The 14,600-nt window shown below is 74.2% G+C and carries 11 protein-coding genes; 7 read left to right on the top strand and 4 right to left on the bottom strand.

Features of this window, described 5'->3' with window-relative positions; translation table 11 throughout:
* Nucleotides 1–31: 31 nt before the first annotated feature.
* From ACYU8I_RS12435 to ACYU8I_RS12410, 6 genes are all read left to right on the top strand, one after another.
* Nucleotides 32–1,078 (top strand): sigma-70 family RNA polymerase sigma factor, encoded by a 1,047-nt coding sequence (locus ACYU8I_RS12435; RefSeq protein WP_460841207.1) that lies wholly within the window; start codon nucleotides 32–34, stop codon nucleotides 1,076–1,078.
* Nucleotides 1,079–1,109: 31 nt separating this feature from the next.
* Nucleotides 1,110–1,670, top strand: a complete 561-nt coding sequence (locus ACYU8I_RS12430; protein ID WP_460841205.1) for a TIGR03086 family metal-binding protein — start codon at nucleotides 1,110–1,112, stop codon at nucleotides 1,668–1,670.
* Between the two features lie 215 nt (nucleotides 1,671–1,885).
* On the top strand, nucleotides 1,886–2,755 hold the full coding sequence (locus ACYU8I_RS12425) for a fructosamine kinase family protein (protein ID WP_460841203.1): 870 nt from the start codon (nucleotides 1,886–1,888) through the stop codon (nucleotides 2,753–2,755).
* 53 nt (nucleotides 2,756–2,808) lie between these two features.
* Nucleotides 2,809–3,516: a response regulator transcription factor gene (locus ACYU8I_RS12420; protein ID WP_460841201.1), complete on the top strand. Its 708-nt coding sequence runs from the start codon at nucleotides 2,809–2,811 to the stop codon at nucleotides 3,514–3,516.
* The gene (locus ACYU8I_RS12415; protein WP_460841199.1) at nucleotides 3,513–5,000 is read left to right on the top strand and encodes a sensor histidine kinase; all 1,488 of its coding nucleotides are present in this window, start codon (nucleotides 3,513–3,515) and stop codon (nucleotides 4,998–5,000) included. The genes ACYU8I_RS12420 and ACYU8I_RS12415 overlap by 4 nt, the downstream gene beginning before the upstream one ends.
* A 153-nt stretch (nucleotides 5,001–5,153) precedes the next feature.
* Entirely contained in the window at nucleotides 5,154–6,494 is a 1,341-nt protein-coding gene (locus ACYU8I_RS12410; protein ID WP_460841197.1) for a S1C family serine protease, read from the top strand.
* Between the two features lie 291 nt (nucleotides 6,495–6,785).
* Here ACYU8I_RS12410 and ACYU8I_RS12405 read toward each other — a convergent pair whose 3' ends face one another.
* The 3 genes from ACYU8I_RS12405 to ACYU8I_RS12395 all read right to left on the bottom strand — a co-directional run bounded on the left by ACYU8I_RS12405 (nucleotide 6,786) and on the right by ACYU8I_RS12395 (nucleotide 10,739).
* Nucleotides 6,786–8,042 carry an anthranilate synthase component I family protein gene (locus ACYU8I_RS12405; protein WP_460841195.1) on the bottom strand — a complete coding sequence of 419 codons (1,257 nt, stop codon included), beginning with the start codon at nucleotides 8,040–8,042 and terminating at the stop codon, nucleotides 6,786–6,788.
* A complete protein-coding gene (locus ACYU8I_RS12400; RefSeq protein ID WP_460841193.1) occupies nucleotides 8,036–8,626 on the bottom strand; it encodes an anthranilate synthase component II in 591 nt (196 codons plus the stop codon). Before ACYU8I_RS12400 ends, ACYU8I_RS12405 begins: the two co-directional genes overlap by 7 nt.
* 283 nt (nucleotides 8,627–8,909) lie before the next feature.
* Nucleotides 8,910–10,739, bottom strand: coding sequence for a chorismate-binding protein (locus ACYU8I_RS12395; RefSeq protein WP_460841189.1), 1,830 nt, complete (start codon nucleotides 10,737–10,739; stop codon nucleotides 8,910–8,912).
* A gap of 297 nt (nucleotides 10,740–11,036) precedes the next feature.
* On the opposite strand from ACYU8I_RS12395, the gene ACYU8I_RS12390 reads away from it, so the two are divergent.
* Nucleotides 11,037–12,002 (top strand): type IV toxin-antitoxin system AbiEi family antitoxin domain-containing protein, encoded by a 966-nt coding sequence (locus ACYU8I_RS12390; protein ID WP_460841187.1) that lies wholly within the window; start codon nucleotides 11,037–11,039, stop codon nucleotides 12,000–12,002.
* Nucleotides 12,003–12,105: 103 nt separating this feature from the next.
* Here ACYU8I_RS12390 and ACYU8I_RS12385 read toward each other — a convergent pair whose 3' ends face one another.
* On the bottom strand, nucleotides 12,106–14,274 hold the full coding sequence (locus ACYU8I_RS12385) for a HelD family protein (RefSeq protein ID WP_460841184.1): 2,169 nt from the start codon (nucleotides 14,272–14,274) through the stop codon (nucleotides 12,106–12,108).
* Nucleotides 14,275–14,600: the final 326 nt, after the last annotated feature.

Raw genomic sequence — 14,600 nt, 5'->3', positions numbered from 1 at the left:
GCACCGTCGCACGCACCGCAGGAGGACCCCCATGACGCAGCAGCTCGAGCAGACCACCTTCCCCGAGGTGGCCGAGGTCTACCGCCGCGAGCTCGTCGCGCACTGCTACCGGATGACGGGGTCGGTCTACGACGCCGAGGACATGGTGCAGGAGACCTACCTGCGGGCCTGGAAGGCCTACGACGACTTCGAGGGCCGCTCGTCGGTGCGCACCTGGCTCTACCGGATCGCCACCAACGTCTGCCTGACCGGCCTCGAGCGCAAGGGCCGCCGGCCGATGCCGACCGGGCTCGGCATGCCCGACGCCCGGGCCACCGACGAGCTCGTCACCGCCGACGAGGTGCCGTGGCTGCAGCCGATACCCGACGTCATGGTCGACGTCGCCAACGTCGACCCGGCCGAGGTCGTCGGCAACCGCGACGCCATCCGGCTCGCGTTCGTCGCCGCGCTGCAGCACCTGCCGCCCCGCCAGCGCGCGGTGCTGGTGCTGCGCGACGTGCTCCGGTGGTCGGCCAAGGAGACCGCCGAGGCGCTCGACACCACCGTCGCCGCAGTCAACTCCGCGCTCCAGCGCGCCCACGCCCAGCTCGCCGAGAAGCAGCTGACCGAGGGCACCGTCGAGGACGAGCTCTCCCCCGAGCTCGAGGCGATGCTGGAGCGCTACACCCAGGCCTTCTGGGCCAAGGACACCGCGGCGCTCGCGCAGATGCTCGCGCACGACGCGGTCTGGGAGATGCCGCCGTTCACCGGTTGGTACCAGGGCCCCGAGACCATCGCGCAGCTGATCGAGGTCAACTGCCCCGGTGGTCGCCACGACATGCCGATGATCCGCACCACCGCCAACGGCCAGCCGGCGTTCGGCCTCTACATGCGCACGCCCGACGGCGAGTTCGTGCCGTTCCAGCTGCAGGTGCTGCAGGTGGTCGGCGGCAAGGTCCAGCACGTCGCCGCCTTCTTCGACCTGCGCCGCGACGGCCAGCTGATGGGCCCCGACGGTCAGCCGCACATCGGTGCCGACGAGCTCTTCCGCTACTTCGGACTGCCCGAGCGGCTGCCCGCGTCGTACGTCGGAGGCTGACGTGGCGCACCGTCCGCCACCCTCGGTGGCGGTGCTCGACGCTGCCCTGACCTGGACCCACGGGGCGCTGCAGCACGCCCGCACCGCCGACCTCGACGCCCCCACGCCGTGCCGCGGCTGGGTGCTGCGCGACCTGCTCGTTCACATGGAGGACTCCTTGGCCGCGCTCGGCGAGGCCGCCTCGGGACGGGTCGAGGTCGACGTGGCCCCCGTTGCCGACGGCCCGGCTCCGGTGCTGGTCGACCAGGTGTGCCGGCGTGCCCGCGTCGTGAGGGCCGGGTGGGAGGCCCGGGTGACCTCGGCCCCGGTGGCCGTCGGCGACCTGCCGCTCGGACGCGACACGCTGACGCTGGTGGGGGCGCTCGAGGTCGTCGTGCACGGGTGGGACGTCGCCCGCGCCACCGGCGCCCCCCTCGTCGTCCCCGCCGACCTCGCGGCACGGCTGCTGCCCGTGGCCCAGGCCGCCGTGGGCGATCGGGGGTCCCGCTTCGGGCCGGTCGTCCCCGTCGCCCCCGGCGCACCGGCCGCCGACCACCTGCTCGCCCACCTCGGCCGCGACCCCGCCTGGTCGGCCGGCCTGCCCGCCGCCTGACCTGCCGCCCTGCTCCCTGAGGAGCGCGCTCCGCCGCCGCTTGCTCCCTGGTGAGGGCGCTCCGCCCGCCCCCGCTCCCTGAGGAGGGCGCTCCGCCCGCCCCCGCTCCCTGAGGAGGGCGCTCTGCGCCCGTCTCGAAGGGCGGTGGGTCGCGCCCTTCGAGACGGTTGCTGCGCAACCTCCTCAGGGAGCGGGTGGTCGGGCAGGGTGGGGGCGTGGCACGCAACCGGGGAGTGGCGGAGCGGGTCGAGCAGCTGCTGGGCACGGCGGTCGCGTCGACCGCGCCGGTAGCGGGAGGCGACGTGGCGACCGCGACACGGCTGCGGCTCGCCGACGGCCGGACGGCGCTGGCCAAGACGCGGTCCGGCGCACCCGACGACTTCTTCGCCGCCGAGGCGCGCGGGCTGAGGTGGCTGGCCGGACCGGGCACCTGCCCGGTCGCCGAGGTGCTCGCCGTCGAGCCCGACTGCCTGGTGCTGGGCTGGGTCGAGCACGCCCGACCGACTCCCGAGGCCGCCGCGGCGTTCGGCCGCGACCTCGCGGCGCTGCACCGCAGCGGGGCGGCGGCGTACGGCGCTCCCCCGGGCGGGGCCGGCGACGGCTACGTCGCCACCCTCCCGCTGCGCCACCGCGAGGCGCCGGGCTGGGCCGAGCACTGGGCGACCGACCGGGTGCTGCCCTACCTGCGGCTCGCCTCCGACCGCGGCCGCATCGCGCACCACGACGCCGCCGCCGTGGAGGCCGTCGTACGACGCCTCGACGCGCTCGCCGGTCCCGACGAGCCGGCGTCGCGGCTGCACGGCGACCTCTGGTCGGGCAACGTCGTCTGGTCGGGCGACCGGGCCGTCCTCGTCGACCCCGCCGCGCACGGCGGGCACCGCGAGACTGACCTGGCGATGCTGGCGCTGTTCGGCCTGCCGCACCTGTCGCGGGTGCTCGAGGCGTACGCCGAGGTGCACCCTCTCGCCGAGGGCTGGCCCGACCGGCAGCCGCTGCACCAGCTCTTCCCGCTGCTCGTGCACGCCTGCCTCTTCGGCGGCCAGTACGGCGCCCGCGCCGGCGAGGCCGCACGCCGGCTCGCCTGACCTCACCCACCGATCTCAGCCACGGCTCAGGCAGCGGTGGCACCCTAGGACCCGTGAGCGCAGGTCAGGAGGACAAGCAGCACGTCCTGGTGGTCGAGGACGACCGGGCGGTCCGGGAGTCGCTGCGACGGTCGCTGGAGTTCAACGGCTACCGCGTGTCGACGGCCTCCGACGGCGCGGAGGCGCTGGCCAGCATCGGCGGCATCGACCCCGACGCGGTCGTGATGGACGTGATGATGCCGGCGCTCGACGGTCTCCAGACCACCCGCGCGCTGCGCAAGGTCGGCAACACGGTGCCGATCCTGGTGCTCACCGCCCGCGACGCGGTCGGCGATCGGGTGGAGGGTCTCGACGCCGGGGCCGACGACTACCTCACCAAGCCGTTCGCGCTCGAGGAGCTGCTCGCCCGCATCCGCGCGCTGCTGCGCCGGGTCACCCCCGACGACGACGACGCCGACGAGCGCATCGCCTTCTCCGACCTCTCGATGGACCTCGCCAGCCGCGAGGTACGCCGCGGCGACCGGCTCATCGAGCTGACCCGCACCGAGTTCTCGCTGCTCGAGCTGTTCCTGCGCCGGCCCCGACGGGTGCTCGAGCGCTCGTTCATCCTCGAGGAGGTGTGGGGCTTCGACTTCCCGACCACCGCCAACAGCCTCGAGGTCTACGTCGGCTACCTGCGCCGCAAGACCGAGGCCGAGGGCGAGGCCCGGCTGATCCACACCGTCCGTGGCGTCGGCTACGTCCTGCGCGAGTCGTCGTGAGCGAGCGCTACCCCGGCCGGGAGGGCGACCACCAGGGCGACGGACCCCGCCGCGGGGCGCTGCACTACCGCCGCTCGCTGGCCAGCCGCGTCACGCTGCTGACGACGATCGCCGTGGGCGTCGCGGTCACCGCGGTCGCGTTCGCGGCGTACGCCGTCGTGCGGATGCAGAGCCTCGACGCCCTCGACGAGTCCCTGCTCAACCGGGCGGCGCAGGCCGCGCACACCGACACCCTCGAGTCGCTGCAGGGCCAGCAGGTGCCGCCGTGGGCGCTGGGCGCGGCCGACGTCCGCATCCTGTTCCTCACCGCCACCCCCGAGGAGGCGACGGTGCAGGGCACCGACGGCGAGACCAACGCGTCGCGCTCCTTCACCCCCGAGGTGCAGGTCGCGCTCGGCGAGAAGGGCTCCTCGGCCCGCACCGTGCTGATCGACAACGAGCGCTACCGGGTGGTGGCCGTGCAGGCGCAGCCCGGCAAGGCGCTGGTGCTGGCGCAGTCGCTCGAGCCCACCGACCGGATGCTCGACAAGCTCGGGCTGGTGATGCTGCTGCTCGGCGTGCTCGGCATGGTCACCGCCGGTCTGGCGGGCTGGGCCGTGGCCCGCAACGGCCTGCGCCCCGTACGCCACCTCACCTCCGCCGTCGAGCACATCGCCCGCACCGAGGAGCTCCGGCCGCTGCCCGTCGAGGGCAACGACGAGGTCGCCCGGCTCGCGCTGGCGTTCAACGGCATGCTCGCGGCGCTGTCGGCCTCGCAGCAGCGGCAGCGCCAGCTCGTCGCCGACGCCGGCCACGAGCTGCGCACGCCGCTGACCTCGCTGCGCACCAACCTCGACCTGCTGTCGATGGCCGAGTCGTCCGACGACCTCTCGCGCGAGTCGCGCCGCGAGCTGCTCGACGACGTGCGGGCCCAGATCAACGAGCTCACCCAGCTCATCGGCGACCTCACCGAGCTCGCCCGCGAGCAGCCGGCGACCCCCGCCGTCGAGCCGGTCGAGCTGGCCGCCGTCGTCGGGCAGGCCGTGACGCGCGTGCGCCGCCGCAGCACCACCGTCACCTTCGAGGTCTCGACCCGGCCCTGGTGGGTCAACGGCGACGCCGCGGCGCTCGAGCGGGCGATCACCAACCTGCTCGACAACGCCGTGAAGTGGAGCCCCGACGGCGGGGTCGTCACCGTCGACCTCGCCGAGGGCACCCTCCTGGTCGCCGACCAGGGCCGCGGCATCTCCGCCGCCGACCTGCCGCACGTCTTCGAGCGGTTCTACCGCTCCGCGGAGTCACGCACCCTGCCCGGCTCCGGCCTCGGGCTGTCGATCGTCAAGGCCGTCGCCGACCGCCACGGCGGCCAGGTGCGCGCCGGCAGCGGACCCGACGGCGGCGCGGCGTTCTGGTTCCACGTCCCGGGCGCCTCGGCCCCGCCGCAGCTGCAGGACGACGCCGCCGAGCGGCCCCGCGCCCGCTCGCGCGAGCGCGCCGACCACTGACCTGCCCCCCGCTGGTCGGCACGCCTCCGCTGGTCGAGCCCGTCGCGACCGCGAACGAGCCCGGTGCACCTCTCAGACAGTCCTCGGCGGATCCGAAGCCGGCGGCCAGGGTCTTCCCAGGGGCCTCTCAGGATGGCTGCGCACAGTGGAGTCATGACCGACGAGAGCCGTCGCCCCGACGACCGGGACGAGCACACCGCGCCGCTGACGCCTCCCACCGCCAGCGAGCCGCAGTCCCCCCAGCCGCAGCCCCAGCAGGGCGCCGAGGACACCACTCGCTTCGAGCAGCCCCCCATCTGGCAGGGGTACGCCGCTCCCGCGCCGCAGCCTCGCCCCAAGCGCCAGCTCGGCCGCACCGGCCTGGTGGCCGCGGTGCTGGCCGGTGCGCTGGTCGTCGGCGGAGCCGCCGGGCTCGGCGGCGCAGCGGCGTACGACGCGCTCGACGGCGACGGGGCGGGCACCTCGACGCAGACGACGTCGGGGCAGTTCGAGGCGACGAAGACCTCCGTCGTGGAGGACGGCACCGTGGAGTCGGTGGCGTCGGCCGTGCTGCCGAGCGTCGTCAAGGTCAACGTGGTCGGCTCGGAGGGCGCCGGGTCCGGCTCGGGCATCGTGCTCAGCGAGGACGGCGAGATCCTCACCAACAACCACGTGGTGGAGGCGGCGTCCGGCGACGGAGCCATCTCCGTCAGCTTCGACGACGGCACCACCGCCCGCGCCGAGATCGTCGGCACCGACCCGCTCGTCGACATCGCCGTCATCAAGGCCGAGGGCGTCAGCGACCTGACCCCCGCCGCGATCGGCCAGTCCGACGACCTCGAGGTCGGGCAGTCGGTCGTCGCGGTCGGCTCCCCCTTCGGCCTCGACGCGACCGTCACCTCCGGCATCGTCAGCGCCCTGAACCGTCCGGTGTCGGTGTCGGCCAGCGAGGGCGAGGGCCAGCAGGACCCGTTCGGCGAGCAGCAGCAGGCGACGCAGTCGACGACGTACCCCGCGATCCAGACCGACGCCGCCATCAACCCCGGCAACTCCGGCGGCCCGCTGGTCGACATGTCGGGTCGGGTGGTCGGCATCAACTCCTCGATCCGCTCCGCCAGCGACGGCAGCGGCCAGGCCGGCTCCATCGGGCTCGGGTTCGCCATCCCGATCGACGAGGTGCTGCCGATCGTCAACCAGATCGCGTCCGGTGAGACCCCGACCCACGCCCGGCTCGGCGTCTCGGTCGGCGAGCCGGAGACCTCGATCGACAACCCCACGCCCGGCGCGCTGGTCTCGGCGGTCGAGCCGGGCGGCTCCGGGGACGAGGCGGGCCTGCAGGAGGGCGACGTCATCACCAAGGTCGACGACCAGGTCATCGACGGTCCCGACTCGCTGGTCGCCACCGTCCGCGGTCACCGGCCCGGCGACGACGTGACGATCACCTACACGCGTGACGGCCAGAGCAGCACCACCACCGCCGACCTCGGTTCGGACGCCGGACAGCCGTCGTCCTGACCGTGTCCCCCGGGGATTCCCTTCCCCCGGGGCACCGCGGGCCCGGCGCTCCTCCCCCTCGCGCCGCCCGCCCCCTCGCCGCACCTCCCCGGAACCCGAGACCCGGGGAGGTGCGGCGCAGGTCTGCGTGACTCGTCGCCGGGACTTTTCGTTCGAAAAGTCCCCCCGGGGCCGACTTTCCGACCGATCCGTCCCTCGACACGCCGGCGGCAGGGAGCGGATCGGTCGGAAACTTCGGAGGCGGTGCTTGTCGTTCGAAAAGCACCGCCTCCGAAGCCAGACCGGCAGCAGTCACCCCGCCGGCGCAGCGGCACCGAGCAGGCGCGACGCCTTCCACCGCGTCTCCGCCCACTCCTCGTCGACCTCCGAGCGCACCGTGATCCCACCCCCGGTGCCCAGCCACCAGCTGCCGTCGGGGGCTCCGAGCAGCGAGCGGATCACCACGCCGAGGTCGGCCCGGCCGTCGGCGCAGACCCAGCCGAACGCCCCGGCGTACGGTCCGCGCGGCGACGCCTCCACGGTGTCGATGACCTGCATGGTGCGGCGCTTCGGGGCGCCGGTCATCGACCCGGCGGGGAACAGCGCGCGCAGCGCCGCGACCGTGGAGACGTCGTCGCGCAGCCGCCCGCGCACGGTGCTGACCAGCTGGTGGACGGCGGCGTACGACTCGACCTCCATCAGGTGCGGCACCGCGACCGTGCCGACGTCGCAGACCATCGACAGGTCGTTGCGGAGCAGGTCGACGATCATGAGGTTCTCGCCGCGGAACTTCGGGTCGGTCGCGAGGTGCTGCGCCAGCCGGTCGTCCTCGCCCCGGTCGGTGCCGCGCGGCGTCGTGCCCTTGATCGGCTTGGTCTCGACCCAGCGGTCGCCGCTCACCGTGGCGTAGCGCTCGGGGCTGCTGCTGAGCAGGTGGGTGCCGCGGTGGCTCAGCATCCCGGCGTACGGCGCCGGGTTGGCCGCGCGGAGCCGGAGGTACGCCGCCAACGGGTCGCCGTCGACGGCCACCGGCTCGCGGTAGGTCAGGTTGACCTCGTAGCTGTTGCCCGCGTGCAGCTGCTCCTCCACCCCCGCGAACGCCGCGACGTACCAGTCGGGAGTGGTCTCGACAGACGGGTGCTGCGGTGTCGTCGGTCGAGCCTGTCGAGACCCCGCCACCTCGTGCCGGAAGAACCGCACGTCGGCGCAGCGCATCCACACAGCGTCAGGACCGCGGCCCCACGCGCGGGCAGGCAGGTCGGGGCGCGCGGCGTACCCCAGGAACCCGACCCAGTGCACCGACGGGTCGCCGGCGTCACGGGCGAGCTCGGCCTCGAGCACCGTGAAGACGTCGTCGCCGACGACCTCCTCGCGGTCGCCGACGTGGCGCACCACCCGACGGGCGGCGGCGTCGTAGGTCAGCGACACGTCGTCGTCGTCGAGCACGCCGACCAGCGACCGCGAGCCCGACCAGTCGCGGGCGCCCCCGCCGTCGAGCCAGAAGACGCGGTTGCTGCGGACGAGCCCGTCGCGCACCACGTCCTCGACCTGCAGCCCCGGGCTCACCACGACAAGAACTCCTCGACGATCGCCTCGCCCGCCTGCGACAGCACCGACTCGGGGTGGAACTGCACGCCGACCTGCGGCTTGCTCACGTGCGCCACCGCCATCACGACGCCGTCGAGGCGCTCGGTGGCGGTCACGCGCAGCTCCGACGGCACGGTCGTCGCGGCCAACGAGTGGTAGCGCACCGCCTCGAACGGCCCCTCGACCCGGGCGAAGAGCCCGGTGCCGTCGTGGTCGACCAGCGCCACCTCGCCGTGGGCGGGCGCGACGCGGGCGACGGTGCCGCCGTACGCCGTCACCAGCGCCTGCATGCCGAGGCAGACCCCGAGCAGCGGAACGTCGAGGTCGAAGACCGCGCGGCCCAGCGCGAAGTCCTGCGCGGCTCCGGGGTACCCGGGCCCGGGCGAGAGCACGACGTGGGAGGCCGCCGCCGCACGCCCGAGCGCTCCGGGCTCGTCGTGCTCGACGACCTCGGGCAGCACGCCGGTGAGGCCGGCGAGCAGGTGGACGAGGTTCCAGGTGTAGGAGTCGTGGTGGTCGACGACGACGACCCGGGCCGCCCCCTTCGAGGCTCGCTGCGCTCGCACCTCAGGGAGCGGGCTCTCGGCAGCCGGTCCCCGAGGAGCCCGCGAGGGACGAGCGGGCGTCACGAGGGGGCACCCTTCGAGGCTCGCTCCGCTCGCACCTCAGGAAGCGGGCCCTGAGCAGCCGCTCCCCGAGGAACCCGCGAGGGACGAGCGGGCGTCACGAGGGGGCACCCTTCGAGGCTCGCTCCGCTCGTACCTCAGGGAGCGGGGTCGTCCGTTGCGCTCGCACCTCGGGGAGCGGGGTCGTCCGTTGGGCTCGCACCTCAGGGGCCGGCATGCCCCGTCACCCCAGGAGCTCCAGGAGCAGGCCGCGCAGGAGGGCGAAGCCGTTCTCGGTGAGGATCGACTCGGCGTGGAACTGCACGCCGCGGTAGTGCGGGCCGCTGACCTGGTGGACGTCGCCGGTCGCCGCGTCGGCCTCGACGGTGACGCCGTCGGGCAGGCCGCCGTCGGGCACCCGCGCGACGAAGGTGTTGTAGAAGCCGAGCGGCTCCACCCGACCGCCCAGCTCGACGCGGCTCTGCGTGCCCTGGAAGACGATGTCCTTCAGCCCGAGGTCGAGCCCCAGCACGTCGCACAGCACCTGGTGACCCAGGCACACCGCGAGGAACGGCCGCTCGGCGGCGAGCAGGTCGCCCACGGCGCGGCGGTACGCCGCGATCTTGGGGTGGTCGTGCTGCTGCGGGTCGCCCGGGCCGGGGCCGACGACGACGAGGTCGGCGTCGAGCACGCCGGGGGCGTAGTCCTCGTGGCGCACCACCGTCGAGGTCATGCCGAGCACCGAGAAGACGTGGGCCAGCATGTTCACGAAGTCGTCCTCGCCGTGGAGGATCACGATCCGCTTGCCCTCGAGGCTCGGGGCCGCTGGGGCCGCTCCCGCCTGGTCGGTGAGCCAGAACTTCGCCAGCCGCTGGTTGCGCGAGGCCAGCGCGATCAGCACGTCCTCGTCGGCCACGAGGTCGGCCACCGCCGCCGGCGCACCGGTCGCGCCGGGCGCCAGGCCGAACGCGGCGAGGATGCCGCCGGCCTTGGCCTGGGTCTCGGCCACCTCGTAGTGCGGGTCGCTGTCGCGCACCAGCGTCGCCCCCGCGGTCACGGTGAGGGCTCCGTCGGCGCTGATCTGCGCCGTACGGATGACGATGGGGCTGTCGGCGGTGGGGGCGCCGTCGGGGTCGCGGCCGAGCAGGGCGAGCGCGCCGGCGTAGTAGCCGCGGCCGGTCTCCTCGTACTGCTCGATCAGCCGGCAGGCGTTCTCGACCGGCGCCCCGGTGACGGTCGCGGCGAACATCGTGTCGCGCAGCACCTCGCGGACGTCGGCGCGGGTGCGGCCGGCGAGGAGGTACTCGGTGTGCACCAGGTGCGTCATCGGCTTGAGGAACGGCCCGAGCACCTGGCCACCCTCGTGGCAGATGTCGCACATCATCTTCAGCTCCTCGTCGACGACCATGAAGAGCTCGAAGATCTCCTTCTCGTCGGCGAGGAACTCCAGCAGCCGCGGCTTGCGCGAGGCGTCGTCGAGGCCGCGCAGGCGGAAGGTGCCGGAGATGGGGTTCATCCGCACGTCGCCGCCGTGCACGCTGACGTGCCGCTCGGGCGAGGCGCCGACGAGGAAGCGCTCGCCGGTCCAGAAGCAGTACGTCCAGTAGGCCCCGCGCTCGCCGGTCAGCAGCCGCTTGAGCACCCCGAGCGCCGCCTGCGGCCCCCAGTCGCGCAGCTGCGCGCGGTAGTGCCGACCGACGACGAGGTTGGCGCCCTCGCCCCGGCCGATCTCGTCGCGGATGATCTGCTCGACCACCTCGGCGTACTCGTCGTCGGAGGTCTCGAAGCCGCCCTTGTCGTCGTACGCCGCCTCGGTGTCGGGCAGCGCGTCGAGCAGGTCGTCGAGCGGAACCTCGACCTCGGTCTCGAGGGCCACGGCCACCAGCGGCGCACCGTCGTCGTGCGCGGCGAACCCCCGCTCCCGCACCTGCCGGAACGGCACCGCTACGAGCCGGTCGAAGCGCCGGCCCGCCTCGGGCGGCCCCTCCTCGAGCGGCACGTCGGTCAGCTTGTCGAGGTGCTCCGGCGTGCCCCCCACCAGCGTCACCGTCGGGCTGTCGCGCAACCGCACCACCGCCCACGCCTCGTGCCCCAGCAGCTGCTCGAGAGCGGCACGGGCATCGACCTCGGTCCCTGAGGAGCCGTCCCCCCCGGTCCCTGAGGAGCCGAGGGACGAGGCGTCCCTCCCGGTCCCTGAGGAGCCGAGGGACGAGGCGTCTCGAAGGGTCACCCGCCGAACGCTACCCGCGCAGCAGACCCGACATCAGTGCGGTGCTGCGGTGCCACCAGGTGACAGCGCAGCACCGCGTTGTCCACAGGCAGCGCGGAGACCGCTCGACGCCGAGGGCCGTACGACGCATGCTCGTCCGCCATGGACGAGGTGGAGCGCCTGCTGAGACTCCAGGCCGGCGTCATCGCCAGGCGGCAGGCTCGAGCGGCAGGTCTGAGCGACCACGACATCCGACGCCTGCTGCGACGCCGCGAGTGGACCACCGTGCACCCCGGCGTCTACGTGACCCACAACGGGCCGCTGACGTGGGTCCAGCGGGCCTGGGCCGCGGTGCTGCTCGTGGCCCCGGGCGCTGCCCTGTGGGGTCCGTCGGCCTTGCGTGCCGCCGACGGGCCTGGCGGGAGGGTGCTCGACGACGGGCCGATCCACGTCGCGGTCGCGCGGGACCGCTCCGGCATCGACCCGCCCACCGGCGTGCGGGTGCACCGTGTCTCCGGGCTGGGGACCCTGGTGCAGTGGAACCTCGGCCCACCACGGATGCGCTACGAGGAAGCCGCGCTCGACGTGGCGGTGGCCGCGAGGGGCGAGCTCGACGTCGTCGCCGCTCTGGCCAAGGCGTGCCAGGGGCGGCGTACGACGGCGACGCGGCTGCTCGAGGCGCTCGACGGGCGGTCGCGGGTGCGGGCCCGCGCCTGGGTGCGCGGCATCCTGCTGGACGTGGCCGCGGGCACCTGCTCGGTCCTCGAGCACGGCTACCTCGCGCGGGTCGAACGGCCACACGGACTGCCTCGCGCCGAGCGCCAGGTGAGGGCGGGCTCGCCGACCAGGGTGATCTATCGCGACGCGCAGTACGGCACACGGTGCCGCCTGGAGCTCGATGGCCGCCTCTTCCACGACACCACCGAGCAGCGCGACGCCGACTACGAGCGCGACCTCGACGCGGCGGTCGAGGGCGCGACGACCGGCAGGCTGACGTACGGGCAGGTCTTCGCCCGTCCGTGCCGCACGACGGTCAAGGTCGTCGCCCTGATGCGCCGGTGCGGCGTACGGGTCGAGCCCCACGGGTGCGGTCCCGGCTGCCCCGTCGCCGTCGCGGAGGCGGCGTGACGTCAGTGCGGTGCTGCACTGTCACCTGGTGACAGCGCAGCACCGCAGCGACTCCGCCGGATCTACAGCCCAGGCCGCCGGATTCTTCTGACCCCCACGCGGGCTACGAGGTCAGCGTGACCATGCGCTGGGTGGCGCGGGTGTAGACGACGTACAGGGTGGCGCGGCCGGTGGGGGACTCGTCCTCGATCTCCTGCGGCTGCACGACGACGATGCCGTCGAACTCCAGGCCCTTGGTCTCCAGGCCGGTCAGCACGGCGATGCGCGACTCGGCGTCGCCGACGTCTGCGGCGACCTCCGGCCAGGAGGCGACCCAGCGGCTGACCTCGCCGACGCGGGCGACGGGGACGACGACGCCGACGGTGCCCTCGAGCGAGCCGGCGAGGTCGAGCAGCTCCTCGCGCACCGCCGCCTCGAGGTCGTCGACCTGGCGCTCCACGGGGTCGGTGCCGGTGGAGCGCACGGCGCGGGGCAGGTCGGCGTCGAGGCCGACGCGCTCGGCGTACGCCGCGGCGAAGGCGTAGATCTCGGAGGAGTTGCGGTAGTTGGTCGAGAGGTGGAACTCGTGCAGCGGCTTCTCGCGGCCGCCCGGCGACAGCAGCGCGTCGCGGCGGGCGGCGGCGGCCTCGGCGGGCACCGGCCACGACGACTGGGCGGGGTCGCCGACGATGGTCCAGGTGGCGGTGCGGCCGCGGCGTCCGACCATGCGCCACTGCATCGGCGTGAGGTCCTGCGCCTCGTCGACGAGCACGTGGGCGTAGCCGTCGTCCTCGGTGCGGTTGGTGGGCGGGGTCCAGCCCGGCCCGGCGGAGTACTCGCGGTCGGCGGCCGTCGTGACCTCCTCGCGCATCACCTCGCTGAGCGCCTGGTCCTCGAGCGAGAGCCACTCGTCGTCGACCGAGCCGGTGCGCTCGAGCGGCGGGTCGCCGAGGGCGTAGCGCAGCTCGTCGAGCAGCGGCACGTCGTCGACGGTCAGCGACGAGGCGGGCGAGGCCCACGACTTCGACAGCAGACGCTGCGCCTCGTCGTCGAGCACGCCCTCGGCCACGCGGGCCAGCAGCTCGGGGTCGCGCAGCCACGACAGCACCGTGGGGGCGTCGAGCACCGGCCACCACGCGGCGGCGAACTCGAGGAAGGCGTCGTTGCCGCGCACCTCCTCGACGAACTCCTCCTTGCTGCGCTCACGCGCCCGCTCACCCCTCACCTGGCGCCACATCGCGTCGACGAGCGTCGAGGCGACCCGGGTGGTGGTGCGGTTGCGCTTGCCCTGCGAGAGCAGCTGGCGACGCAGCGCGCCCAGCTCACGACCGCCGAGCACGACGACGTCGTCGCGGTAGAAGAAGCGCAGCTCGCGGGGCGCGTCGGGCACGGCCTGACGGGCGGTACGCCGCAGCACCTCGGCCATGGCGGCCGAGCCCTTGACCTCGGCCACGGCCGGGTCGTCGCGCCGCGAGGCCTTCACCCCGTCGACGACCTCGCCGAGCGAGCGCAGCGCGACCGCGGTCTCGCCGAGCGACGGCAGCACCCGCTCGATGTAGCGCATGAAGACGCCACTAGGCCCGATGATGAGCACGCCACCGGTCTCGTAGCGGCGGCGGTCGGCGTAGAGGAGGTACGCCGCCCGGTGCAGCGCCACCACCGTCTTGCCGGTGCCGGGGCCGCCGGCGATGGTGACGACGCCCTTCTCGGGGGCGCGGATCGCCTGGTCCTGCTCGGCCTGGATGGTCGCGACGATGGAGTGCATCGACCGGTCGCGGGCGCGCGAGAGCTGAGCCAGCAGCGCGCCCTCGCCGACGATCGGCAGGTCGGTCTCGACCGAGTCGTCGAGCAGGTCGTCCTCGACACCGAGCACGGTGACGCCCCGGCTGCGCAGGATGCGGCGGCGTACGACGCCCCGGGGCTCGGCGGGCGTGGCCTGGTAGAACGTCGCGGCCGCAGGCGCACGCCAGTCGATCAGCAGGGTGTCGTAGGAGTCGTCGCGCAGGCCGATGCGACCGATGTAGCGCGGCGGGGAGTCGAGCTCGGGACGCAGGTCGAGCCGGCCGAAGACCAGCCCCTCGTGAGCGGCGTCGAGCGTCGCGATGCGGCGGGCCGCCTGGTAGACCATGGCGTCACGCTCGACGAGGCCGCCCTCGTTGCCGATGCGGCCCCGGGCGAGCCCCTCGGTGGCGAGCTGCTGCGCCGAGGCGGCGGCCTTCTGCATCTGGGCGTAGACCGTGTCGACGTACTCCTGCTCCCGCGCGACCTCGCGCTGTGCCACGTCGTCGTCCACCGGGTCCTCCACGAGCCGTTCGAGCGAACGGTCAACTCTACTCGGGGCGGGTGTCGTCCTGGTGCCGGAGTCCAGGATCGCGGCCGCCCTTCGTGGCTCGCTGCGCTCGCACCTCAGGGACCGGAGGGGCACGGCGCTCGCACCTCAGGGACCGGCGGCAGGACGAAGGGGCGGTCCTTCGTGGCTCGCTGCGCTCGCACCTCAGGGACCGGAGGGGCACTGCGCTCGCACCTCAGGGACCGGCGCGCGCTCGGGGCGCACCCCGCCATGGTGGTCGAGGTGCGAGGAGCGCCAGCGACGAGCCTCGAGACCCGGTGACACGACGG

The sequence above is a fragment of the Nocardioides marmoraquaticus genome (genome assembly GCF_054777915.1).
Note: the sequence above shows the minus strand (reverse complement) of the source record. Positions and strands in the feature narration are given on the sequence as shown.

Coding starts and splice junctions, on each gene's coding strand:
- ACYU8I_RS12435 (WP_460841207.1), top strand. CDS start 32: ATGACGCAGCAGCTCGAGCAGACCACCTTCCCCGAGGTGGCCGAGGTC.
- ACYU8I_RS12410 (WP_460841197.1), top strand. CDS start 5,154: ATGACCGACGAGAGCCGTCGCCCCGACGACCGGGACGAGCACACCGCG.
- ACYU8I_RS12390 (WP_460841187.1), top strand. CDS start 11,037: ATGGACGAGGTGGAGCGCCTGCTGAGACTCCAGGCCGGCGTCATCGCC.